Source organism: Bacillus sp. 05T31 (assembly GCF_056396725.1).
Window position 1 is genome coordinate 17,414 of the sequence record NZ_JBFTMA010000064.1, and the last position, 23,514, is coordinate 40,927.

Annotated in this window: 25 protein-coding genes and 1 pseudogene; 14 read left to right on the forward strand and 12 right to left on the reverse strand. The window is 36.0% G+C overall.

Translation table 11 applies throughout. From position 1 onward, the window contains the following. Positions 1-227: 227 nt before the first annotated feature. The 4 genes from AC1DJR_RS06585 to AC1DJR_RS06600 all read right to left on the reverse strand — a co-directional run bounded on the left by AC1DJR_RS06585 (position 228) and on the right by AC1DJR_RS06600 (position 3,439). On the reverse strand, positions 228-347 hold the full coding sequence (locus AC1DJR_RS06585; protein WP_000358484.1) for a YfhE family protein: 120 nt from the start codon (positions 345-347) through the stop codon (positions 228-230). A gap of 110 nt (positions 348-457) precedes the next feature. Further along, on the reverse strand, positions 458-1,015 hold the full coding sequence (locus tag AC1DJR_RS06590; RefSeq protein ID WP_002091129.1) for a GNAT family N-acetyltransferase: 558 nt from the start codon (positions 1,013-1,015) through the stop codon (positions 458-460). A gap of 240 nt (positions 1,016-1,255) precedes the next feature. After that, positions 1,256-2,386, reverse strand: a complete 1,131-nt coding sequence (locus AC1DJR_RS06595; protein WP_002010318.1) for an amidohydrolase — start codon at positions 2,384-2,386, stop codon at positions 1,256-1,258. 147 nt (positions 2,387-2,533) lie between these two features. Next, the gene (locus tag AC1DJR_RS06600) at positions 2,534-3,439 is read right to left on the reverse strand and encodes a TIGR01777 family oxidoreductase (protein ID WP_477002252.1); all 906 of its coding nucleotides are present in this window, start codon (positions 3,437-3,439) and stop codon (positions 2,534-2,536) included. A gap of 81 nt (positions 3,440-3,520) precedes the next feature. Here AC1DJR_RS06600 and recX point away from each other — a divergent pair, with 81 nt between their 5' ends. Beyond that, entirely contained in the window at positions 3,521-4,333 is an 813-nt protein-coding gene (gene recX, locus AC1DJR_RS06605) for a recombination regulator RecX (protein ID WP_429686965.1), read from the forward strand. 9 nt (positions 4,334-4,342) lie between these two features. Next, positions 4,343-4,522: pseudogene (locus tag AC1DJR_RS06610) on the forward strand (DUF1811 family protein); the annotation flags it as partial. Here AC1DJR_RS06610 and AC1DJR_RS06615 read toward each other — a convergent pair. Continuing rightward, the gene (locus AC1DJR_RS06615; protein ID WP_477002253.1) at positions 4,492-4,623 is read right to left on the reverse strand and encodes a YpzG family protein; all 132 of its coding nucleotides are present in this window, start codon (positions 4,621-4,623) and stop codon (positions 4,492-4,494) included. The pseudogene AC1DJR_RS06610 and the gene AC1DJR_RS06615 overlap by 31 nt on opposite strands. Positions 4,624-4,655: 32 nt before the next feature. Further along, entirely contained in the window at positions 4,656-4,814 is a 159-nt protein-coding gene (locus AC1DJR_RS06620) for a small, acid-soluble spore protein K (RefSeq protein WP_002010326.1), read from the reverse strand. Between the two features lie 122 nt (positions 4,815-4,936). Here AC1DJR_RS06620 and AC1DJR_RS06625 point away from each other — a divergent pair, with 122 nt between their 5' ends. After that, positions 4,937-5,203 carry a YfhJ family protein gene (locus tag AC1DJR_RS06625; protein WP_002010328.1) on the forward strand — a complete coding sequence of 89 codons (267 nt, stop codon included), beginning with the start codon at positions 4,937-4,939 and terminating at the stop codon, positions 5,201-5,203. A 24-nt stretch (positions 5,204-5,227) separates the two neighbouring features. Here AC1DJR_RS06625 and AC1DJR_RS06630 read toward each other — a convergent pair whose 3' ends face one another. Next, positions 5,228-6,208, reverse strand: a complete 981-nt coding sequence (locus AC1DJR_RS06630; RefSeq protein WP_477002254.1) for a metal-dependent hydrolase — start codon at positions 6,206-6,208, stop codon at positions 5,228-5,230. A gap of 149 nt (positions 6,209-6,357) precedes the next feature. Here AC1DJR_RS06630 and mutY point away from each other — a divergent pair, with 149 nt between their 5' ends. Further along, on the forward strand, positions 6,358-7,455 hold the full coding sequence (mutY, locus tag AC1DJR_RS06635; protein ID WP_477002255.1) for an A/G-specific adenine glycosylase: 1,098 nt from the start codon (positions 6,358-6,360) through the stop codon (positions 7,453-7,455). A gap of 238 nt (positions 7,456-7,693) precedes the next feature. On the opposite strand, the gene AC1DJR_RS06640 is transcribed toward mutY, so the two are convergent. After that, complete coding sequence (locus AC1DJR_RS06640; RefSeq protein ID WP_002091123.1) at positions 7,694-7,870, reverse strand: hypothetical protein; 177 nt, start codon at positions 7,868-7,870, stop codon at positions 7,694-7,696. A gap of 124 nt (positions 7,871-7,994) precedes the next feature. On the opposite strand from AC1DJR_RS06640, the gene AC1DJR_RS06645 reads away from it, so the two are divergent. From AC1DJR_RS06645 to AC1DJR_RS06660, 4 genes are all read left to right on the forward strand, one after another. After that, a complete protein-coding gene (locus AC1DJR_RS06645; protein WP_002125062.1) occupies positions 7,995-8,276 on the forward strand; it encodes a gamma-type small acid-soluble spore protein in 282 nt (93 codons plus the stop codon). A 188-nt stretch (positions 8,277-8,464) separates the two neighbouring features. Continuing rightward, positions 8,465-8,719, forward strand: coding sequence for a YgaB family protein (locus AC1DJR_RS06650; RefSeq protein WP_002010338.1), 255 nt, complete (start codon positions 8,465-8,467; stop codon positions 8,717-8,719). A 319-nt stretch (positions 8,720-9,038) separates the two neighbouring features. Beyond that, complete coding sequence (gene ntdP / locus AC1DJR_RS06655) at positions 9,039-9,569, forward strand: nucleoside tri-diphosphate phosphatase (protein ID WP_000506630.1); 531 nt, start codon at positions 9,039-9,041, stop codon at positions 9,567-9,569. A 54-nt stretch (positions 9,570-9,623) separates the two neighbouring features. Next, a complete protein-coding gene (locus AC1DJR_RS06660) occupies positions 9,624-10,985 on the forward strand; it encodes an ABC transporter ATP-binding protein (RefSeq protein ID WP_477002256.1) in 1,362 nt (453 codons plus the stop codon). A gap of 14 nt (positions 10,986-10,999) precedes the next feature. Here the strand turns inward: AC1DJR_RS06660 and AC1DJR_RS06665 are convergent, their stop codons facing one another. The 3 genes from AC1DJR_RS06665 to AC1DJR_RS06675 all read right to left on the reverse strand — a co-directional run bounded on the left by AC1DJR_RS06665 (position 11,000) and on the right by AC1DJR_RS06675 (position 18,202). Next, positions 11,000-12,088, reverse strand: a complete 1,089-nt coding sequence (locus AC1DJR_RS06665; RefSeq protein WP_002063696.1) for an aromatic acid exporter family protein — start codon at positions 12,086-12,088, stop codon at positions 11,000-11,002. A 268-nt stretch (positions 12,089-12,356) separates the two neighbouring features. After that, a complete protein-coding gene (locus tag AC1DJR_RS06670; RefSeq protein WP_477002257.1) occupies positions 12,357-16,793 on the reverse strand; it encodes a glutamate synthase-related protein in 4,437 nt (1,478 codons plus the stop codon). A 203-nt stretch (positions 16,794-16,996) separates the two neighbouring features. Continuing rightward, a complete protein-coding gene (locus AC1DJR_RS06675) occupies positions 16,997-18,202 on the reverse strand; it encodes a glutamate-1-semialdehyde 2,1-aminomutase (protein WP_477002258.1) in 1,206 nt (401 codons plus the stop codon). Between the two features lie 127 nt (positions 18,203-18,329). Here AC1DJR_RS06675 and AC1DJR_RS06680 point away from each other — a divergent pair, with 127 nt between their 5' ends. The 6 genes from AC1DJR_RS06680 (at position 18,330) to perR (ending at position 22,624) form a co-directional block, all read left to right on the forward strand. Then, positions 18,330-19,343: an ABC transporter ATP-binding protein gene (locus AC1DJR_RS06680; RefSeq protein ID WP_002010347.1), complete on the forward strand. Its 1,014-nt coding sequence runs from the start codon at positions 18,330-18,332 to the stop codon at positions 19,341-19,343. Then, the gene (locus AC1DJR_RS06685; protein ID WP_000521522.1) at positions 19,336-20,127 is read left to right on the forward strand and encodes an ABC transporter permease; all 792 of its coding nucleotides are present in this window, start codon (positions 19,336-19,338) and stop codon (positions 20,125-20,127) included. The genes AC1DJR_RS06680 and AC1DJR_RS06685 overlap by 8 nt, the downstream gene beginning before the upstream one ends. A gap of 4 nt (positions 20,128-20,131) precedes the next feature. After that, on the forward strand, positions 20,132-20,917 hold the full coding sequence (locus AC1DJR_RS06690) for an ABC transporter permease (protein ID WP_429686962.1): 786 nt from the start codon (positions 20,132-20,134) through the stop codon (positions 20,915-20,917). A 72-nt stretch (positions 20,918-20,989) separates the two neighbouring features. Then, positions 20,990-21,394 carry a potassium channel family protein gene (locus AC1DJR_RS06695; RefSeq protein ID WP_002125072.1) on the forward strand — a complete coding sequence of 135 codons (405 nt, stop codon included), beginning with the start codon at positions 20,990-20,992 and terminating at the stop codon, positions 21,392-21,394. 44 nt (positions 21,395-21,438) lie between these two features. Continuing rightward, a complete protein-coding gene (bcp, locus tag AC1DJR_RS06700) occupies positions 21,439-21,894 on the forward strand; it encodes a thioredoxin-dependent thiol peroxidase (protein ID WP_002029647.1) in 456 nt (151 codons plus the stop codon). Between the two features lie 301 nt (positions 21,895-22,195). Further along, positions 22,196-22,624 carry a peroxide-responsive transcriptional repressor PerR gene (gene perR, locus AC1DJR_RS06705; RefSeq protein ID WP_000237831.1) on the forward strand — a complete coding sequence of 143 codons (429 nt, stop codon included), beginning with the start codon at positions 22,196-22,198 and terminating at the stop codon, positions 22,622-22,624. A gap of 201 nt (positions 22,625-22,825) precedes the next feature. Here the strand turns inward: perR and AC1DJR_RS06710 are convergent, their stop codons facing one another. Then, a complete protein-coding gene (locus tag AC1DJR_RS06710; protein WP_477002259.1) occupies positions 22,826-23,182 on the reverse strand; it encodes a YgzB family protein in 357 nt (118 codons plus the stop codon). Positions 23,183-23,514: the final 332 nt, after the last annotated feature.

The window sequence follows — 23,514 nt, forward strand, 5'->3', positions numbered from 1 at the left end:
AATTTTTAGAAAATTATCCACAATTCTCACGTTTAGAATTCATTTAAATAAATGAATTCGTAAAATACTTTTGTAATTTATGCACAATTCTACGGTTTTTGTGGATAAGGTTGTCCACAAAAAAGRTTCCTTATAAATAAGGAACCTTTTTTGCTAATTCATTGGAAAATCTTATGTAATGAAACTGAATAATTAGGGGGGAAACCTTCTAATTATTCAGTTTCACTTTAAATACTTTTTGAGCGATAGCCCGCTGCACGATCTGCTTTTCGAAATTCTCGCTGATAGAGAACTTCTTGTGTACTAGATAATGTGTTTTTTGCTTTATCACGTTTCTTTTTATCCATTACAAATCACCTCGTGTCCTAAAGTCATTATCTATCGTTTCCAAAGACATGGGGTGATATACATATATGTCAAACTAGTAATGATTAATTATTATTTCTGAATTTTTAGATTACGCTTCTTTTAATTGGTGTGCTTCTTGGAATGTTGTATCTCGCATTGTTGCAAGTGTATACTGATCTTTTGGAATTTCATATAAATTATATACTTCTTCATGCGCGTTAATTTCATCATAAACGGCTTTTCTTGTTTCGTTTGCTAGATTTACATATTGTAGTTTTTCGGCAGCTTTAATAGACCGAATATTTATTTTACGAATACGCATAAAAATCGTTTCAATATCTAATTCATAGAAAAGTTCGCTAAAAAATGAATCTTTCGCCAATTTATTATATCCTTTACCATGATATGGTTTGCCAAGCCAAGTTCCGAGGAATCCAGCTTTTTCTTGCACATCAAATAAAGTAATTGTGCCGATGGGGTTACCCCATTCATCTAAAATTGTGCGTGAGATTAATTCTCCACGCTCTTCGGCTTCGATTGTTTGTTTCGTTAAAAATAAATATTCTTCATAAGAATAGGCCTTTTGACGCACAAAAGGGAAGACAGCAGGATCCACCATTAATTCGTATAGAACGTGGCTGTCGTGTAAGTCGCGTTTTTTCAACACACTAACTCCTCCTCACACGAGGGTAGCATGACGAAAAAGCACCCACCCTCGAAATTTTTATATCAATCTTTAAAAAATTTCGGGGTGGGAATCGAACCCACTAGAACCAGTTTCTAACGCTGGTGGCGCACCATTTGCCTTCCCCATTCATCAATTTGAAAATGATAATCACGACACAAATTGATTATGGTTTCATTCAGTTTATAATCGTATAATACTGTATCTAGTCAAAAAAATAAACTAGTTTTTTTTATTTTTTTTGTAAATTATTTTTCCGTCAATCATAGTGAGTACAGGCTTGGCTAAATAATGGAAAGGATGATGTGTCCATAACACGAGGTCAGCATCTTTTCCAACATCAATGCTTCCAATTCTATCCTCCAAACGTAAATTTCGAGCTGGGAAAATAGTGATTCCTTCCAACGCTGTTTTCTCATCTAATCCTTCTCTTACTGCAATGGCAGCGCAAACATTTAAATATTGAATTGGTGTATAAGGGTGGTCGGTTGTAATAGAAACTTCTACTCCATTTTTCGATAAAATATGATAAGTATCCCACGTTTTGTTTTTTAATTCAATTTTCGAACGTCGCGTAAGAGTAGGTCCAACTGAAACTTTTAAATTGTGTTTCGAAAGCTCTTCAACAATAAAGTGTCCTTCTGTACAATGTTCAATACGTAAATCAAGATTGAATTCTGTCGCAAAGCGTAAAGCTGAAGTGATATCATCTGCGCGGTGAGCGTGGATACGTACCGGTATTTCTCGGCGAAGTGCTTTTAAAATAGGTAGCATTCGAAAATCAGCTTCATGCCCGTAGTGTTGTGCGTCATAGAATGATTCACGAAGTAACCCCATAATTCCCATACGTGTTATTGATTCTTTTGTGCCGTTGCTATGGAACTTTTTAGGGTTTTCTCCAAAGGCAATTTTTAAACCAGCAGGTTCCTGAATAATCATATGATCAATACAAGTTCCAGCAGTTTTTATTACGCAAGTAGTACCGCCGATAATGTTTTGGCTTCCGGGCATCACGTGAACAGTCGTAACACCATTTTGTACAGCGTCTTGAAATGCAATATCAAAAGGATGAATCCCGTCTAAAGAACGGATATGTGGTGTTGAAACTTCGGATGTTTCATTTGCATCATTACCAGCCCAACCAGTACCTTCATCGTAGAGGCCAAGGTGAGTATGAACATCAATAAATCCAGGCAAGAGATGAAGAGCTCGTGCATCTATAACGGTCATATCCTGAGTAGTATCAATATGAGGTTTGACCGCGGCAATGCGTTCTCCTATAACGAGTACATCTCCTTGAAACTTTTGGGATGTAATAGGATATACAATGGCTTGTTTGAGCAATATTTTCATAGAGACCTCATTTCCGTCACCTTGTAATGTGTAGAATAGGTTTAGACAAAGTAACTGAAAGGTTTTTCGTGTAGTAATGCTCCGGTGTTTAAAAAGTAAGAAGTCTTGGAGGAGATAGACTACCCGTAAAACTGTATTTTAAAAGTACTACATTGTATGCAAGAGGATATTTTGTAATGCATGGTTAACTGTTGGAAATGTGTATTGATATCCATGTTTAATAGCTTTATTGGGTAATACATGTTGCCCTTCTAATACAAGTATACTCATCTCACCGAGTAAAGCGCGAAGTACAAATGAAGGAACAGGTAGCAAATGAGGTCGCCTAGTTATAGTGGCAATAATTTCACCGAACTCTTTCATCCGTATTGGCGTTGGCGCTGTAATATTAAAAGGTCCGTCAATTTCTTTTTTGTGAATGATGAAATCAATCATGCGAACGACATCGTCTATATGAATCCATGATAACCATTGGTTTCCAGATCCAAGTGTACCGCCGATATATAATTGATAGGGAAGTAGCATTTTTGGAAGAGCTCCTCCATCTGCGCCCAATACGACTCCAAATCTTGTGTAGACAGTTCTTATTCCAATGGAGCGGGCTTTAGATGCTTCTTGCTCCCACAAATATACTGTGTTTGCTAAAAAGTCATCTCCTGGAGTCTCTTGCTGTTCTGTAAAAGATTCGGTTTCAGATGTCCCATAGTATCCAATGGCACTTGCATTAATAAATGTGTGTGGCTTTGTTTCAAGTGTTTGTAATTGTTTAATGAGTCCTTTTGTTGTTTGAATTCTACTGTTTAAAATTGATTCTTTTTGTTTTTTTGTCCATCTACTATTAATAGATTCTCCAGCTAGATTAATAATTACATCGATAGAGGAGAGAGGGAAGGTCTGTAAATCGGGTGCCCACTGTACGTATTGAAGGTTAGTGTGTGAAGTTTCAGTAATTTTTTTTCGAGTAAGAATGTAAACAGTAAATCCCTTTTGAATAAAAAAACTAGAAAGGGATTTGCCTATAAAGCCAGAGCCACCAGAAATTGCGATTTTCACAATTATTTCCTCCTCATTATATATATTCTTGAAAAGCAAAAACGTTCCTTGACTATGTTAAAATAATAGAGAGGTGAGAGTATGACTGTCATTACAAAAATAGAAGTGCAAAAACGATCGAAAGAACGATTTAATATTTATATTGATAAAGGTCAAGGTGAAGAGTACGGGTTTAGTGTGAATCAATCAATCTTAATGAAACATGGGTTACAAAAAGGTTTAGAAATTGATGAAGTAGCGTTAGGGAATATTTTGTACAATGAAGAGGTACAAAAAGCATATTTACAAGCGATTTCCTATTTATCCTATCAAATGAGAACAAAACAAGAAATAGAAGATTTCTTACGAAAAAAAGAAGTGGGACAGGCCATCATCTCTGAAGTCATTTCGAAATTATTACATGATCGATATATTAATGATAAAGAGTACGCTATTTCATACGTGCGAACGCAAAGTAATGTGAATCAAAAAGGTCCAACTGTTATTAGGAGAGGGCTATTAAGTAAAGGTGTTCAGGATTTAATCATTACACATAGTTTACAAGAGTATCCAAAGGAGAAGCAAATGGAGAATGCTTTGTTTCTTATAGAAAAGAAGAAAAAATCTTATCAAAAGCATTCATTTTTACAAATGAAGCTAAAGTTAGATGAAATGCTTGTTCGTAAAGGATATTCTAGAGATGTGATTCAAATTTGCTTGGAAGAATTGAAAGACGAAAAAGATGACGAACAGCAAGAAGAAGCGTTACACTATCATGGGAATAAATATTATGAGAAATATAAGAAGTATGATGGTTGGACATTCGAAAATAAGGTGAAGCAAGCGTTATATCGAAAAGGATTCTCTATTGATGAGATAGATATATTTTTACAAATGAAACGTGAAGAGGGATGAGGAAATAAGATGGGTACGCCAAAACGCTACAGTGAAATGACACCACATGAGCTAAGGGAAGAAATTGGGGTTTTGAAGGAGCAAGCAGTAAAGGCTGAGCAACTTGGAATTGTAAATGAATTCGATGTATTAATGAGAAAAATGGCTATGGCTCGTGCTTATATGATAGATATAAATAAATTCCATATTTGTTGCGTCTGTCCGTTAACTTGCGCCTTCGCATGTTTTGGACGAGTCCACGTATGGTTAAATAATTCAGAACGACGATCTAAATGGTCACGGTAGCTCATCTTTATCACCTCGTGTAGGAATTTAATTTGTACTACTCTTCCTGCTGATTTGCAGCACGCATACGCTCTTGTGGGTGCGTGTTAATTGTGCCGTTAGGTCGTTTCGAAGCGAAGCGTGATTTCGCTTTCGGTTGACCGTCGATTTTGCTGTTGTTTTTTGACTCAGACCAAAATTCGGCTTGTCTACCCATTAAGAACGCCCCCTCATTATCAGTCGATACCCCTTTAAGAAGTATCACTTATAGAATGTGCAAAATAGAAGAAACTATCCTTTAGAAATTAAGGGAATAAATAGGTAAAAGGAGAATAGAACATGAATGATATTTATGAAACATTAACGAAAGAATTATTAGATAAAAATGACAACCTTTCTTACGCACAAGCTCGTGCATGGGTTGAATTACTGTGGGAAGACTTCCGAACAACTTATGCTAAATCAGGTCGTTACCAAGGTGAGGAAATGACTGAACAAGTGGTACGAACATGGGTTAATAATCATGGAGGGCGCCTTCATGAAATGCGTACAAATAATCCGAAGTATAGTCATTTAATCAATCAAGAAGATCATTTGAAACATTAAAAAAAGCGACGTAGGTCGCTTTTTTTAATGTGGAAGCAATTCCAGTTTCTTTCGAAGTTTCTCTTCGCTGAAAATCCATCCTGTATATGAACTAATAATATTTAAATTTTGATCGAGCTGAACGATTGCGACGAATGGATAATAATCTTTACTTCGATACCGCAAATCAATAAATCGAACTTCATAATAGTTATCATAATTGAAAATATCCCAGCGATATACAGGCGAGAAAGATAAGAAAGCAGATATATTTTCATCTCGCACARCRGCTTGCATAATGGCGGTATTCGGGAACGGTACGCGATYRAATTTRTCRTATACAAGGATGTTACCGCGGTGCCATCTTGCTACGTAGTAATGTTCAGTTGTAACGACGGCTAAATGATAATGGTAAAATTTGTAAGAAGGAGAAATAATTACTTTCTCTACATTTTTGAAACGTTTGTATACTACACTTTTAATATTTCGATGCATCATAATGCGGCCGATATAGTAAACAAACATTAATATATACGCTGCTAAAGCAGTATAGCCTTTATGTGCTCCGACAAGCATACAGGCGATAGCAAGTATATGGATAAAGAAAATGACAGTATCAAACGTATTAATTATGCCGAGCGCTACCCATTTTTTTGTGAAGGGCCTTAATGCCTGTGTACCATAGGCATTGAAAATATCCACAAAGACATGAAGAAAGACGGCAATAAATGACCAAAGTAGYAGATGCAGATAGGGAGCGTCTGAAAAGAAGGCGAAAGAGATGCCACTTATAAGGAGTGACCAAAGGATCACTGCAGGGATGGAATGAGTAATCCCGCGATGATTTCTTATATATTTAGCGTTATTACGCAATTTTAAAACTGTATCGATGTCAGGAATATTGGAACCGGCAATTGTTGCAAGCATYACTGCTTGTGGCCCAATATCACTTTGTGCTATAGCTGGATCTAATGTTGCCAAACTGCCTAGAGTAACGCCCATAACAAGGTGAGTGGCTGTGTCCATAGAAATCCACCTCCGTTTTTTATTAATGTAACTCTTTTTATTCGATACCTCAAGTCCTTTGCCTTCTATTTCCTATGTCATCTTACTTAAATTTTTTCCTAAAATCTTTATAATAGTACGTATATGCAAAAAAATGAGGGGGATCAAGTTTGACACTTGAAATATTAAATGAGTTTAACATAGAACAGTTTCAAAATGATTTAATTGGTTGGTTTGAAAAAGAACAACGTGATTTACCGTGGCGAAAAAATAAAGATCCATACCGTGTTTGGGTTTCAGAAATTATGTTACAGCAAACAAGGGTAGAGGCTGTAAAACCATATTACGCAAATTTTATGGGGAAGTTTCCTACGCTTGAAGCGCTAGCAACTGCCGATGATGAAGAAGTATTAAAAGCATGGGAAGGCTTAGGTTATTATTCTAGAGCACGAAATTTACATGCTGCAGTAAAAGAGGTAAAAGAAGTATACGGCGGGACAGTACCGAGCGATGTAAAGAAAATTGAAAAATTAAAAGGAGTGGGACCATATACAAAAGGTGCCATTTTAAGTATTGCATATGGCATACCAGAGCCAGCGGTTGATGGAAATGTTATGCGCGTATTATCTCGTATTTTATCAGTGTGGGATGATATTGCAAAACCGAAAACGAGAAAAGTTTTTGAAGAGATTGTGCGTGAAATTATTTCTATAGAAAATCCATCTTATTTTAACCAAGGTTTGATGGAATTAGGGGCATTAATTTGTATACCGAAAAATCCATCTTGTTTACTTTGTCCTGTACGTGAACATTGCAGAGGGTATGCTGAAGGTGTTCAAAAAGAACTACCAGTGAAGAGTAAAGCGAAAGCACCTACAATGGTACCGCTCGTTGCGGGAGTACTTCAAACTGAAGATGGCCGTTACGTAATTAATAAACGCCCAAGTACGKGATTACTGGCTAATATGTGGGAGTTCCCGAATATTGAACTAAGTGAAGGTATTCGTAATCAAAAACAACAGCTTACGGATTATATGAAGGAGAGCTTTGATCTCTCTGTTTCTATTGATGAATACGCGATGAATGTACAACATACTTTTACACATCGTACTTGGGATATCTTCATATTTTACGGAAAAGTAACAGGTAATATTGTCGAAACGGATACATTAAAGTTTGTATCGAAAGAAGCGTTTGAACAGTTACCTTTCTCGAAATCACATCGTACAATTTACGAAAAGTGTGTTGAGAAAATTACAATGCAGTAAAGTGAAACTTTAATCAGTGGGGGTTTTCTTCATCCCTCACTGATTATTAGCCCTCACCAATCGGGCTTTTATGGGCAGCCCGACCCCAACCTAACTTCTTTGCTTTCGCTGCATTTTGAGGTGGGGTCTTACTGCCCGGCAAATAGCGGGATAAATAATAAAAACGTGTTCCAGAACTTTGGAACACGTTTTTTATATTGAAAATAAATTTGTATTTTGAGGTTGAAAATYCACGCGTTTATAATCCGCCCCGTGACTCGATTTCTTTCACAACTTCTTTATAAATCGTTTGTCCCTCTACATTTAGATAAGGCATAATTTGCTGAAATGAATGATGAAAATAAGCTAATTCATCCTCTTTCCATTCATTTTTGGAAATCATAGTTAGCTCAGTCATATCACGTCCAGTATACATATTCCCACCTCCATCATATGTAGTTTGAATGAGTGATAAGAGATATATACGTGAATTTTTAAAAGAAAATTAGGGATAACTTCTAAGTGAATTGGTTACATTATTGATTGTGGAGGTGAGAAAGATGAGTAAAAAACAACAAGGTTATAATAAGGCAACTTCTGGTGCTAGCATTCAAAGTACAAATGCTAGCTATGGTACAGAGTTTGCAACTGAAACGAATGTACAAGCAGTAAAACAAGCGAACGCACAATCAGAGGCACAGAAAGCACAAGCTTCTGCTGCTCAAAGTGCAAATGCTAGTTATGGTACAGAGTTTGCAACTGAAACAGATGTGCATGCAGTGAAAAAACAAAATGCACAATCAGCTGCAAAACAATCACAATCTTCTAGTTCAAACGAGTAATGAAAGAAAAACACTTCTCCAATTCGAGAGAAGTGTTTTCTTTGTGTGCGTGTCACTGTAATGAAAATAAAGGGAACGACATAACTTCTAATAAGTCAACAAATATAGTCAAAGGAGAAAGAAGTTCACGATTAGAAAATATGTAATAGGAATTATAACTGGCGAATGAATCAAAAAGGGGGTAAGTGATGAACGATTTTGATAAGTTGGTAGGAGAGCAGTTGGAAACGATGGATGAGCTTTTAAAGTTACAATCACATTTAGAGAAGTATCAGCAAATTGAAATGAGTGGAAGGGATACGTGCGATAAAAAAGAATTGCATTTTATCCGTCAAGAAATATACAGAACAGAAATAGCATTAAAACTTTTGCATGAAAAATTTGAGCAGCAAACGAATAATGTGATTCAATCTTTTGAAACCGAAAAAATAATTTCAAATTAAGGGTGAGATATGTTGTTGATTTTAGGTGAAAAGTCCTTTCTTAAACAGAGGTGAGGGGGCTTTTCTTTTTGTTATATCTTCGTTTAATCTTCTAAAATACGTATTGCTAATTCATAGGAAATGTTCCTTCGTTAAAAGGGTTAGTGATGTGGTATTCAATAATACAAACTTCATTATATTCCTCATGATAACAAGTGTCCTATCGCTTTAGTTTTAAAATTTTGACAAAAAAGTTATAATAGAAAAAAAGTGAATGCAGTTCAAGGGGTAGTTAAGACAACTTAAGAAAAGCATTTGCGGTTGAAAGAAGGGAGCATATATGGGATTTCCCAAAGAAGGAGAAAAGGTACAAATACATAGTTATAAACATAATGGCTCCATTCATAGAATGTGGGAAGAGACAACAATTTTAAAAGGGACGCAGAGCCTTGTGATCGGAGCAAATGATCGTACAGTAGTTACGGAATCAGATGGTCGAACATGGGTTACTCGCGAACCTGCGATTTGTTACTTCCATGCTAATTATTGGTTTAATGTAATTGGAATGCTGAGAGAAGAAGGAGTATATTATTATTGTAATTTAAGTTCTCCTTTTGCATATGACTCTGAAGCATTAAAGTATATTGATTACGACTTAGACATTAAAGTGTACCCAGATATGACATATACACTTTTGGATGAAGATGAGTATGAAAAGCATAGTCAAATCATGCAGTATCCACCTGTTATTGATACAATTTTAAAACGAAATGTAGCACATTTAACACAGTGGATTCATCAAAGAAAAGGTCCATTCGCACCGGATTTCGTAGATATGTGGTACGAAAGATATTTAATGTACAGAAATTAAAACAAACCTGCAGGGAATTTCCCGGCAGGTTTGTCCTATTAGAGGGGGGATTATGTGCAAGGTATAAAAAGATATTTACAATTTGTTAAACCATATCGATGGCTTATTGCTATTACAATTATTATTGGTCTTGTGAAGTTCGGTATCCCGCTTATTATGCCATGGTTATTAAAGTATATTATTGATGATGTTATTCAAGGCACGGGATCGCTTCAAGAAAAAACGTCTCAATTAATAACCGCAATTGGGATTGCTTTTTTTATTTTTGCAGTAGTAAGACCGCCGATAGAATATTATCGTCAATATTTCGCGCAGCGCATTGCCAATACAATACTATACGATTTACGAAAATACATTTTTGGGCACTTGCAAAAATTAAGCTTACGTTATTATTCGAACACAAAAACAGGGGAGCTTATTTCACGTGTAATCCATGATGTAGAACAAACGAAGGACTTTGTAATTACTGGTCTTATGAATGTCTGGTTAGATACTGCAACAATTGTTATTGCCATTATCGTTATGTTTTCTATGAATATAAAATTAACCTTTGTTGCTTTATTAATCTTACCTATTTATGTAGATGCGATGGATCGAGTGTTTGAATTGTTGGATGAAAAATACGATATTGTTAATGTGCCAAATGCGGTGCAAACGAAAAGGCTAGATGGGGAAGTTATATTTGATAATGTTTCTTTTCGTTATAATGCGGATGAAAAAGAAATATTGCATAATCTGTCATTAACTATGCGCCCGGGAGAGAAGGTTGCGCTTGTAGGGGCAAGTGGAGGAGGAAAGTCATCTCTTGCTAGTTTAATTCCGCGTTTTTACGATGTTTCTGAAGGTGCAGTTTATATAGACGGGATAGATGTAAGAAAGTATAATATGAGAAATTTACGTAGTCATATTGGAATTGTGCTACAAGATAATTTATTATTTAGCGATACAATCGGGGCTAATATTTTATATGGTAATCCGAAAGCTACAGAGGCGGAAGTGATTTCAGCTGCCAAAGCTGCACAAATTCATAATTTTATTACAGAGTTGCCAGAGGGCTATGATACTGTCGTTGGGGAACGTGGTGTGAAATTATCTGGTGGACAAAGACAGCGTGTAGCAATCGCACGGGTTTTTCTAAAGAATCCGTCTTTACTTATATTAGATGAAGCAACTTCCGCTTTAGATTTAGAAAATGAACGATATATTCAAGAGGCACTGCAAACGTTAGCTGCAGATCGGACAACAATTATTATTGCACATCGATTAGCGACGATTACGCATGTTGATACAATTATTTATGTTGAAGATGGTGAAATAAAAGAAAAGGGTTCTCATGAAGAGTTAATGAAAAAGAGGGGRTTTTATTACAATCTATATCAACTTCAGCATATAACAGAAACAGCTCCTTTAGCGTAAAAGGAGCTGTTTTTTTATTCGTCTTCTTTTTTATCTTCGATTTGGAGTTCGCTTTCTGGTTTATGGTATGTGTAGAAGCTATCCACAAGTAAATCTAAATGCTCTACTTCCTCACTGTAGTTAATAATTGAAGAAATAAGAGGGAAGAGGTGTAACCATATTTTATATGCTTCCTCATCGTCTTTATTTTGATAATCCATAAAGATATCAATCAATTCTTGTTTACCGGTTTCAACTTCATCAAGCATCTCAACGGATTGTTGTTTCTTTGCTTTACCAATAAATTTTAATAACACTTGTTCGTGATAATGCGTTAATGAATCAAGTTCGTTTTGAATAGATTCCTGAAACTCTTCTGGCATATAGCGCAGTTCATTTTCGGTGCGATGTAATGATTTTAACGTGCTTAAAGCGCGGCTTGTTGTCGCTAACATTTGTCTGAATAAAACGAGCTTACGAATTTTCGCGAATTGTATTTTTTTCGTATAGCTTCTTTCTTCTTTATACAGCAAATAGTAATGATTTAGTTTAATCATTTTTTCTTTCATGCGATCAATATCGGTTTTTAGCGTTGTAAAATCAGAAGCTTGCCTACTGTTCATACGAATCCATTTAACAATTTCCTCTGTATTATCAACGATGCGATGGTAAAGTTTTGTTTCATATTTTGGCGGCATAAATACTAAATTTACAAGCGAAGCCGCAATAATTCCAATCATAATCGTCGCGAATCGAAGTAAGGCAAAATTAAAGAAATCTTCGCCTTGATACTCCATAATGGCGATAACTGTTACTAAAGCGAGTGATATTGTTTTTTCTAAGCGTAATTGTAAAGTAAGAGCAATTACTAATATACACGTTAATCCAATAATAAAAGGATTATGTCCAAAAGCAGTAGCAAATACGATAGCGAATACAGCACCAATTACGTTTGCTTGAATTTGCTCAAGAGCAGTTAAATACGAGCGGTATACAGACGGTTGAACAGCAAAGATAGCTGAGATTCCCGCAAATACAGGACTCGGTAATTGAAGTAAAATACAAGCAAATAAAGCTAATGTAATGGCAATACCCGTTTTTAAAATGCGAGCACCAAGTTTCATACCCTTATTGATATCCTTTCTCTTGTCATAATGAATGTACAACATGATACTATACATTCATTACAATATGTTAGCAAGTGATATTTTAGTGACGTTAAAAAGTTTAATAAATAAATTACAATCAATTTATAATTTCTCMAAATTCTCTTTAAACATCTATTCTTTAATAAAAAAACCTGCTGAATTTCAGCAGGTTTCAAATTGTTATTCTAGATTACTATGCGATGCTCGCTTCGTCAATTTTTTATGAAAATAAATATTGTACATGTCATTCAGTTGAAATAGATGGATCCGCCTGTTCTTTTTTCGGGATAATTTCATAGAAGTGAAGCTGGATATCATCTAATAATGGTGTTAACAAAGCGACTTCTTCATATTGTTCGTGCTCATTTAATACACGAATGTAGTCTAATAATAATTCATTCACATCTTGCAAACCATTTTTACTAATTGGCTGCAATGTTACATTTGCACCTTTAGCAATTCTTCTTTTTAAAGCGTGTTCTGTTAAACCTAAGTTTGGCTCATGATGTAAATAAACAACACCACCAGTCATGCCGGCACAAATCCATGGACCAGGATCTCCTAAAACAAGAGCGCGACCATTTGTCATATATTCAAAAGCAAATCCTTTTATATTAGAATATACTCCGATATTTCCTTGTTCTTTTTCGCGGAGTGGTTTTGTAATTCTGCCTCCAATTATCATATCTGCTCCAGAAAGGCGAATGCCAGCACGAGCATCAGCGTTACCTTGCACGTATAATGCACCTTTTTGAGCACCGTATCCAAATCCTTTTCCGACAGAACCGTTATAATATGTTCCATCTGTTCCTTTTGCTTTCGTTATATAAATGCCACCGCCAAATGAAGTTTTTCCAATTCCATCTTGCGCGCCACCATTTACGTGTATAAATAAGTTCTCGCTATTGTACGCGCCTAATCCGTTTCCAGGAACAGATCCGTTTGTATACTTTAATGTAAGTGGTTCAAGATGAGTGTTTTCATATAATTTGCTACGAATACGATAACAGGATTCTAGACCGCCCATTACGCGTTGCTCTACGCCGACGCTTACTAATTCTTTTGACTGGAGAGAATTTGTTGTTTCAAATTGTTTTTCTTGTACAGATGCCGTTATTTTCACAGATGAATCTTCTATCGTTTGTATTAAATTACGTAAGTCTAATAAGTCCTTGCCTCGAGTTTGTTCTAATAAATCCGATCGTCCGATAATATCTTGTAAGTTTGTGTAACCGAGCTGCCCTGTTAAACGTTTCAATTCTGTACCGAAAGTAGTGAATAGGCTTAATAGCCCTGTAACTGCGCTTTCTAATTCACGTGGAACGAAACGGCGCAGTCCATGTTCTTTCGCTTGAGCTTCAGATTCAATTTGTGTTGCAATTCCGACGTGGCACGTATCAAGATGACAACCACGGCAAGTTGTACAGCCAATTGCAATCATTGATAATGTGCCAAATCCGATCCGGTTTGCTCCGAGGAGCATGATTTTTAAGGCGTCATTTACACTTCGAATACCGCCATCTGCCCAAATCTCTACTTTATGTCTCATATTTGCTTCTAGTAACGCATTGTGAGCAGCCTTAACACCAATCTCTACAGGAAGACCAACATGTTGCAATGCGTGAATACGCGCAGCACCTGTTCCGCCATCAAATCCACTAATGTTAATAAAGTCAGCGCCAGCTTTTGCGATACCGACAGCAATTGTTCCGATGTTAGGAACGACAGGAACTTTTACAGCTACTTTAGCAAGATGATTAGCCGTTTTAATTTCTGTAATCATTTGAGCCAAGTCTTCAATTGAATAAATATCATGGTTGTTAGAAGGTGAAATTAAATCCGAACCAATTRTAGCATTACGTGCTTCCGCAATTTTGGCAGTCACTTTTGARCCAGGCAAATGTCCACCTTCACCAGGCTTTGCTCCTTGGCCGATTTTTATTTCAATTAAATTTGATGAATTTAGTAGTTCAGCGTTTACTCCAAATCGGCCAGATGCAACTTGTTGTCCGCGTGTATGTGGGTATTTACCAATCATATCTTTAATTTCGCCGCCTTCACCGTTCAAACTAATCATATTTAGTTGATTAGCAGCTTCTGCATATGCACGGAAGGCAATTTCATTTTGAGAACCAAATGACATGGAACTAATAATAAATGGTAAATCATGATTGTGAATGCCGATGGACACTTCTTCAGTCGGAACTATATGCTGTGCTTGTTTTGTTTGAACAAGGTGCCGAATTGCGATGGGAGTACTTTCTTCTAATTCGCTTAACTTRTCGCGGTAATCATCATAAGRGTTTCCTTTTGCAACATCACCAATTGCTTTCCAAATCCGCGGGAATATATGAAATGATTTTCKCATTCTAACTTTTGGATTGTTAAAATCCTCAGCTCGAATTTTTGCATCTTCAGCAAGTGATTCAAGTGAAAAAGCTAAATTATTTGAACCGCAGAAGTTTGTAATTTGTAATATATTTGCGATTTCCTCATGTAATCCAATAGAGGAGAAGAGGCGACCGTAACCGCGTAATTCATGAATTCCAATCGTTGAAATTACTTTCTCTAGTCCTTTATTAAGTGCGGTATACAAATTAGTAATTGGTACTTTTGTTTCATCATTTACCGTTGCGAACAATAAATATGGATTAATACCATCTGCCCCTAATCCGTATAGCGTGACGATATCGTGTAAGGAGCGAAGGGCACCGGAACGTATAACGAGAGAGCATTTCCGGCGTAATTTATTTTCAGTTAATGCTTGATGTACTTTAGCAGTAACTAGATGTGGATCAATCCATAATTGTTCATTTTGATGAGCTTTGGCGTCATCTAATAATAGTAGGGAAGCACCATTTTCAACGGYCGCTATCGCTTCAGAACTAATCCGATTTAATGCGCATTGTAAAGTTTCTGATGGACTAAACGTAATAGAAATTGTAGAGACAGAACTATGAGTAATGAATAGCTGTATAAGTTGTTCGTACGTAATCGTGTGTAAGTCTGCCGCGATAGATTGAGCTAAATTCCCTTCTAAAATAATGGGTGAAAGCATCTCGATTACAAATGGTTGTTTAGAGTTATCTAATAAACCCGGACGCTCTCCGAGTACAGTACGTGTGGAGAAGTGTTCAACTTCTCGATCGCGATCGATTGCTGGATTTGTAACAACGGCTACACTTTCCTTAATGAAATCAGCAATATTTCGTCTATCTGTATCAAGTGCGGCAAGTGGTGAGTCATGCCCAAGTGACCGAATTGGTTCGACGCCTTTTGTCGCCATTTGTTCAAGGAGCTGAATATGTTCTCGATCCCAGCCAAAAGCGACGTATTGATTCGTTTCAACTTGAACCGAAGCACATAATCCCTCAGTTTCTTTCGTTTCAGGGATAGATAAGTTTACATGATAATTGGTAACATCGATTCGTTTCTTAAAACGGTTATATACTTCAATTTGATAATTGTCGTATTCGTAGAGAACGAGCTCATCTTGTTGATTCCATTTTAATCCAACTTTTTCTCCAGGAGCGAGTGGTTTCGGATCTGCTACATATTCAGTTGGTGATACAACTCCAGGTTCAGAAGAGAAAATATAGGAGCTCTCCGTCTCTACTTTCCAAACTGGGCGTAATCCAAGGGAATCGACACTGAAAACAGCTTCATCTTTATAACGTGAAATAATACCAGCTGGACCTTGTGCGAAATGCCCCCAAGCCTCACGTATATAAGTGTATAAGTTTTGTAAGTTTGTTTCGTAAAGTTTTATTTCATTAATAATTGGTGGAAATAATATATCCATTGCTTCAAATAAACTGTAGTTATACTGAACGAGAAGGGTTTCTAAGGTGCGGTTTAAATCTTGGGAATCACTGCCCCCGGCAGTAAGTGGTACATTAATCATTTCAGCTTGATCGCGTAATTTTGCAATCGTGTTAATTTCGCCATTATGTCCGAGAATGCTAAATGGTTGTACACGAAAAAAATTAGATAACGTATTAGTAGAATAGCGATTATGTCCTAGTGTCATAGTTGAAGCGATAAGTGGGTGTTGTAAATCATTGTAATAAGCAACGAGTGTATCGCCAGCACCGAGAACTTTATATACAACATGTTCATGACTTAATGAGGCAACATGAATTGCTTCATTTTCTTCGATTTTTATTGTTACAGAAAATAATGTTTGTTCAATATTTTTAACTTCACTTTCGGCGATARGGGCAATTTGCCAAAATAAAGGTTCTTCTTGTTTACCAAGAGGACCGAGTGCATCTGAGTTTATTACATCATCATTTTCGAGAACAATTATAAAGCTTTCATTGTTTAGTTGCGTACGAATGTAATCTTTTAACTCAGCAATGTTTTCTTTTTTGTTTAGAAAAAAATGTCCAACGATAAAGTGGGGATGATCCACAATCGTTGGATTATATCCGCTACTTTTCAGTTTTTCATTCCAAAGTGCTTTTGGCATGTCGATATGAATTCCGATACCATCTCCTTCGCCATTAATGAAACCAGCTCTATGATTCATTTTGACTAGCGATTGTATACAAAGATCGATGTTTTCTTTTGTAGGAATTTTTCGTTTTTCCATAACGGAAACGATTCCACACGCATCGTGTTCTGCATTTTTATAATTCCGAAATAAAGACGGTGTCCATTTATTTTTTTTGTTGAGCATCCGTCAATCCCCCCTCTGGAAAATGAATTTTGAATAATCTTACTATTTAAGGCGTGAACTGCCTTGTATACATGGATAGTAAGGATATAAAAGAATATAAAACAGATAATTATGAATAATTATACTATTAATGAGGGATTTATGAAATAGAAAAAAGGAAAAAAGAAAGATGGGCTTTCTTTTTTCCTTTTGTAATGAAGAGATTATTTATTGTTCGCTAGGGTACAAAATGCTCTGCCAACAGCTTCAATTGTATATTCAATATCTTCTTTTGTATGTTCTGTCGTTAAGAACCATGCTTCATATTTAGAAGGTGCTAAATTAATACCTTCTTGAAGCATCAGCTTGAAGAATCTACCGAACATTTCACCATCTGTATTTTTGGCTGCATCGTAATCTTCAATTGTATTTGTTGCGCCAAGTGCATCTAATTTCTCGTATACGCCTTCTTGTTGAAGTACTTCTAGGCAGGCAATCCCTGATGCCATAGAAGCAGGGTTCCCAGCCATTGTACCAGCTTGGTATGCGGGGCCGAGCGGTGCAACTTGTTCCATAATTTCTTTCTTACCACCGTAAGCACCAATTGGAAGTCCACCGCCGATAACTTTACCAAGTGCTGTTAAATCTGGGGTTACGCCAAGTAAGTCTTGAGCGCCGCCATACATAAAGCGGAAAGCAGTAATAACTTCATCATAAATTACTAGTGCACCAGCTTCGTGAACAAGTTCATYAACTTTTTCAAGGAAGCCAGGTTTTGGCTCAACAATACCGAAGTTTCCAACGATTGGCTCTACAAGGATAGCTGCTACTTCATGTCCCCATTTATCTAACGCTTCTTTTAAAGTTTCTACATTATTAAATGGAACAGTAATAACTTCTTGAGCGATACTTTGTGGCACACCTGCTGAATCAGGAATTCCAAGAGTAGAAGGACCAGAGCCAGCTGCTACAAGTACTAAATCGGAATGACCGTGGTAACAACCAGCGAATTTCATAATTTTTGTGCGGCCAGTGTAAGCACGAGCAACACGAATGGTTGTCATAACGGATTCTGTACCAGAGTTCACGAAGCGGACTTTATCTAAAGCGGGCATTGCTTCTTTTAACATTTTTGCGAATTTTACTTCTAATGCTGTTGGAGTACCGTATAGTACGCCGTTTTCAGCCGCTGTTTTAATTGCTTCTGTCACGTGTGGGTGAGCATGTCCAGTAATAATAGGGCCGTACGCTGCTAAATAGTCGATATATTTATTTCCATCTACATCCCAGAAATAAGCACCYTTTCCRCGTTCCATTGCAACGGGAGAACCGCCTCCAACTGCTTTAAAAGAACGGGAAGGACTATTAACACCACCAACGATATGTTCTAAAGCTTCTTTATGTAACGCTTCTGATTTTGTGAAATTCACTACAATTCATCTCCTTACAAAAATCTATGTATTATTCTAACATGTTTTTTGAAAAGACGTATTGTTTGTGATAGAAGGAGCAGTTGGGTAAACTATTCGTTGTGACATTTAGGAAGGGGGTCCGATTATGAAATCGGTAATTGAGGTACAAGGGTTACGTAAAGAGTTTACAGCTTATTCAAGTCGTCCGGGATTAAAGGGTGCATTTCGCGATTTATTAAATCGTAATTATAAAATAGTACCAGCAGTAAATGATGTTTCTTTTACTGTAAAGCAAGGTGAAATGGTTGGTTATATTGGTGAGAATGGTGCTGGTAAATCAACGACGATTAAAATGCTTACAGGGATTTTGACTCCGACATCAGGACAAATTACAGTGAATGGAATGAATCCACACAAACAGAGAGAAGAATTTGTAAGAACAATCGGCGTTGTGTTTGGTCAGCGTTCCCAGCTTTGGTGGGATATTGCTGTACAAGAATCATTTCGTTTATTGAAGAAAGTGTACGGTGTATCAGACGCTCAGTATAAGGAACATATGGAACATGTTATTGAAACGTTAGATATCGGTCCTTTGTTAGATAAACCGGTACGGAAATTATCTCTTGGTCAAAGAATGCGTTGTGAATTGGCAGCGGCGTTAATTCATAATCCGCCGTTATTATTTTTAGATGAGCCAACAATTGGACTAGATGTTCTTGTGAAATTGAAAATACGAGAATTCTTAAAAGAGATGAATGAACGTTATAAAACAACAATTTTATTAACAACACATGATATTACTGATATTGAAGCTTTATGTGAACGCGTCATCATGCTTGATGAAGGGAATATTATGTATGACGGATCTTTAGATAATCTTCGTACGCAGTGGGGAGTAGAGAAGGAAATACATTTTCAGTTTGTTGCCCCAGTTTCATACCAGGAGTTATCAATGGTTATGCCAGATAGCCATGTTGTTTGGTTAAAAGCGAAAGAAGAAAACGCATGGGTTGCAAAAATACCGAATGAAGAAGTTATCATTTCTATGTTGATTTCTAAAGTAGTACAAGCCTTTCAAATTAAAGATTTGAAAATTAACGAAGTGTCTACAGAGGAAATTATTCGTAACATTTATGAAGAAGGTATTATGCATGGGTAAGTATATTGAAATGATTCGGATTCGCTTTTTAATGATGCTTGCTTATCGTACAAATTATTACAGCGGGATTTTAATTTATACGATTAACATTGGTGCGTATTATTTTTTATGGCAAGCAATTTATAGCGGGAAAGAGAATATTGAAAGTTTATCTATTTCACAAATGACTACGTATATTGCGATCGCATGGATGGCACGCGCTTTTTATTTCAATAATATAGATAGAGAAATTGCGATGGAAATTCAAGAAGGACGTGTGGCGGTAGAGCTAATTCGTCCGTACAACTATTTAGGTATGAAAGTTATGCAAGGGCTTGGAGAAGGGATATTTCGTTTTGCTTTCTTTTCGATTCCGGGCATGGTTATTGTTACGTTATTATTTTCATTACAAATTACAACGAATTTTCAAACGTGGTTATATTTCTTCTTATCTTTAATATTTAGTTTTATCATTAATACACAAATAAATTTAATGACAGGAATGCTTACATTCTTCTTATTTAATAATAGTGGAATTATGTATGCGAAACGTGTTGTTATCGATTTATTTTCTGGTTTATTATTACCGATTAGTTTTTATCCGTTATGGGCCCAAAAAGCAATGGTGTTTTTACCGTTTCAAGCAATTAGTTATATTCCAAGTATGATTTTCTCTGAAGGTATACAAGGAAGTAAGTTATATGAAGCTTTATTATTTCAAGTGATTTGGGCAATTATACTTATTATTCCAATTGTACTGATGTGGAAAACGGCGAGAAAACGTCTAATCGTACAAGGGGGATGATGAGATGATATATATAAAATTATTTTTGCAATATGCAAGTCAATATATAAAAACAAAATTGGAGTATCGTGGCGATTTTATCGTCGGATTACTTTCAGATTTATCACTACAAGCTGTTAATTTAATCTTCATTCTCGTTGTGTTTGGACATACCCAAGCACTAAAAGGGTGGAGCCGAGAAGAAGTAATCTTTATTTATGGTTTCTTTTTAGTACCGTTTGCCATTTTTTCAGCTTTCTTTAATATATGGGACTTTAATGATCGTTACATTATTAAAGGAGAAATGGACCGTATATTAACGAGACCGATTCATAGCTTATTTCAAATTATATTAGAAAGAATGGAACTTGAATCTTTAATTGGAGCTATTACGGGGATTATTGTGATGGGTTATGCAGCAATGGAGCTGCAATTATCTTTTTACTGGTATGATTTCTTCTTATTCCTACTTATGGTAGGGGGAGGGGCACTTGTGTACGGCGGGATATTTGTTACGCTTGCAAGTCTTGGTTTTTGGTCGGATGCGAAAAGTTCCATTATGCCGCTTATGTATAACATAGGGAATTATGGACGCTACCCTGTTGATATTTATAACCGTGTTATTCGCTTTGTTTTAACGTTTGTTTTACCGTTTGCCTTTGTTGGGGTATATCCAGCAGCATACTTTTTAAGAAAAACAGAGTGGAATAGCTATGCATTTGCAACACCATTCGTTGGTGTTATCTGTTTTACGATTGCAATTACCCTCTGGAATCAAGGGGTTAAACGATATCGTGGTGCAGGGAATTAATTATAGAAGCTTGTTCGTTTCTAAGGGATAAATCAGCTATAGTCCTCATACATATAAAATGAGGTGGAGGACATGTTATGGGGATTTATTCTATTAATTGCAGCAATCGCTATTTTGAGAAGTGTCCAATTATTATGGAGTTCATATTCAAATTCCAATCGTTTCTTTTCGCTGTACAATTTAGCTACGTTGTTTTTAATTTATACAACGGTACTGATCGCGTTTGGATTAAGTTATGTTGTGCTAGAGGAAATGGGTTTTGCRGTTTTRAAAGAAGATGGGGATAGGCTAAGTGCTCATTCCTTTCAACTCGTTGAAATATGTTTATATTTTAGCGCGGTTACTTTATTGTCCGTTGGATATGGTGATATAGCTCCGATTGGAATTGGAAGATGGATTGCAATTGGAGAAGCGCTAATTGGATATACATTACCGTTTGCCTTTGTGATGAGATCTGTAATAGACAATGAAAAATAAGGTCGCATTTGATATAGTAAAAGAAAAGAGAAGGAGTGATAACAATGATTACAGTAGGAGAAATGGCACCAGAATTTACATTAGAAGGAAGTAACGGAGAACAAATTCGCTTAGCTGACTTTCGCGGTAAAAATGTAGTCCTATATTTTTATCCGAAAGATATGACTCCGGGATGTACAACTGAAGCATGTGATTTTCGTGATGCATATGGATTATTTCAAGAGAAGGATACGGTTATACTTGGTGTAAGTCCAGATTCAGCAAATAGACATATGAAATTCATYGAGAAGCATGAGCTTCCATTTGTACTTTTAGTAGAYGAAGATCATAAAGTAGCAGAATTGTACGATGTTTGGAAGCTGAAAAAGAACTTCGGAAAAGAGTACATGGGAATTGAGCGTTCTACATTCCTTATTAATAAAGACGGTGAGCTTGTAAATGAGTGGCGTAAAGTGAAAGTGAAAGGGCATATTGAGGATGTTCTTTCTTATATAAAATAAATCTATATTAATGAGGAGAAAAAATACATATGTAAGGCATGCGTCTATACATATTTTCTTGCGATACATAAAGTGAAAGTGTAGGGCATACCTCCTCAGATGATAGTATTCCAAGTGCGATTATGTCGCACTTTTTTCTATGTAAATGTATAGGGAATGGGGGAAGATACATAAGAATAAGGCTATATACGAAAATAAACCACATACTTATAGTAGAAATATTGACGATTTATAAGAAAAAGAGTACACTCTTTATAAGAATTATAAAATAATAATCCGTATAGAATCGGGGTGCATGACGGTGGTCAAAGAAGAATTAAAAGAAGCGCTAGAAATGCTGAAAAATACGGGTGTACGCATTACTCCACAGCGTCATGCTATTTTAGAGTACCTTGTGGAATCTATGACGCACCCAACAGCGGATGACATTTATAAAGCATTAGAAGGTAAGTTTCCAAATATGAGTGTTGCAACTGTCTATAATAACTTACGTGTGTTTAAAGAAGTTGGACTTGTAAAGGAATTAACTTATGGGGATGCTTCAAGTAGATTTGATTATGTTACAAGTCAACATTATCATGTGATTTGCGAAAAATGTGGTAAGATTGTTGATTTTCCTTATGGAGGTTTGGAACAGCTTGAAGAGGAAGCTGCAAAAACGACAGGCTTCGTTATTAATAGTCATCGCTTAGAAATTTATGGCGTTTGTCCAGAGTGTCATAAGGCGTAATATATAATAAAGAAAGAGGCTGACGGCTATACGTCGACCTCTTTCTTTATTATATATGGGAATCGTGTTAGACTCATGAGGATTTAAAATGCTAAGTGAAGAATCAAATTTAATAAGAACAAATACAAGAGGTGATTTCTTAGTTAAGAAATCACCTTTTTAATGAGATGAAACTTCTTTAGTTTTGTAAGCTCCATATACCTATGATTTATAACTCTTCTTATTATATTTCTCATCAAATTCTTTTCCTTCTAGATTTCGATCAAGTGTTAAAGGTTGATTGCAATGCATACATGCGTCGACACGACCGAGCATTTTTGTTGGTTTATCGCAGCTTGGACAAATAATTTGTATCGTTTTTGTAGATAACATACCAATCCAAAAGTAAACAACAGTGCTAGCGATGACAGCTAAAAAACCAACCATCATAAAGGTTGTCATAATAATGATGTTTTCGCGAAAAAAGACACCTAAGTATGCAATGAAGAGGCCGATAAATACTAAACTYAATGCAAAGGTYCGRATTTTATTRATTTTGTTCGAATATTTAATRCYCATTCYCACCACRCTCCTATARWAATAATATAACAYAMAATTTAGAATATTTTATGGAAACGAAGGTGATGATTAAATTTATCACTTATTAAAGAACAGTAGTGTTTTCTTTTAAGATGCAATACAGAAAGAGATTAGGTGGAAGGAGCATGTCTATAAAAGAGGAGTAGTAATTTTTTTCTATAGTTAATTTAGTTTTTTAACGGGATGTGAAATTTTTTCAGAAAAAGTATTGACCCTATATATACTGCGTGATATATTAATAAACGTCGCTGATGCGGAAACGCAGTAAACGACAAAAAAGAAAATTGAAAAACTTAGTTGACATCGAAAAA

Excerpts from the sequence above, each read along its gene's own strand:
- AC1DJR_RS06585 (WP_000358484.1), bottom strand. The coding sequence starts at position 347 with ATGGATAAAAAGAAACGTGATAAAGCAAAAAACACATTATCTAGTACA.
- AC1DJR_RS06595 (WP_002010318.1), bottom strand. The coding sequence starts at position 2,386 with ATGAAAATATTGCTCAAACAAGCCATTGTATATCCTATTACATCCCAA.
- recX (WP_429686965.1), top strand. The coding sequence starts at position 3,521 with ATGACTGTCATTACAAAAATAGAAGTGCAAAAACGATCGAAAGAACGA.
- AC1DJR_RS06615 (WP_477002253.1), bottom strand. The coding sequence starts at position 4,623 with ATGAGCTACCGTGACCATTTAGATCGTCGTTCTGAATTATTTAACCAT.
- AC1DJR_RS06620 (WP_002010326.1), bottom strand. The coding sequence starts at position 4,814 with ATGGGTAGACAAGCCGAATTTTGGTCTGAGTCAAAAAACAACAGCAAA.
- AC1DJR_RS06625 (WP_002010328.1), top strand. The coding sequence starts at position 4,937 with ATGAATGATATTTATGAAACATTAACGAAAGAATTATTAGATAAAAAT.
- AC1DJR_RS06640 (WP_002091123.1), bottom strand. The coding sequence starts at position 7,870 with ATGTATACTGGACGTGATATGACTGAGCTAACTATGATTTCCAAAAAT.
- AC1DJR_RS06645 (WP_002125062.1), top strand. The coding sequence starts at position 7,995 with ATGAGTAAAAAACAACAAGGTTATAATAAGGCAACTTCTGGTGCTAGC.
- AC1DJR_RS06650 (WP_002010338.1), top strand. The coding sequence starts at position 8,465 with ATGAACGATTTTGATAAGTTGGTAGGAGAGCAGTTGGAAACGATGGAT.
- ntdP (WP_000506630.1), top strand. The coding sequence starts at position 9,039 with ATGGGATTTCCCAAAGAAGGAGAAAAGGTACAAATACATAGTTATAAA.
- AC1DJR_RS06665 (WP_002063696.1), bottom strand. The coding sequence starts at position 12,088 with ATGAAACTTGGTGCTCGCATTTTAAAAACGGGTATTGCCATTACATTA.
- AC1DJR_RS06680 (WP_002010347.1), top strand. The coding sequence starts at position 18,330 with ATGAAATCGGTAATTGAGGTACAAGGGTTACGTAAAGAGTTTACAGCT.
- AC1DJR_RS06685 (WP_000521522.1), top strand. The coding sequence starts at position 19,336 with ATGGGTAAGTATATTGAAATGATTCGGATTCGCTTTTTAATGATGCTT.
- AC1DJR_RS06690 (WP_429686962.1), top strand. The coding sequence starts at position 20,132 with ATGATATATATAAAATTATTTTTGCAATATGCAAGTCAATATATAAAA.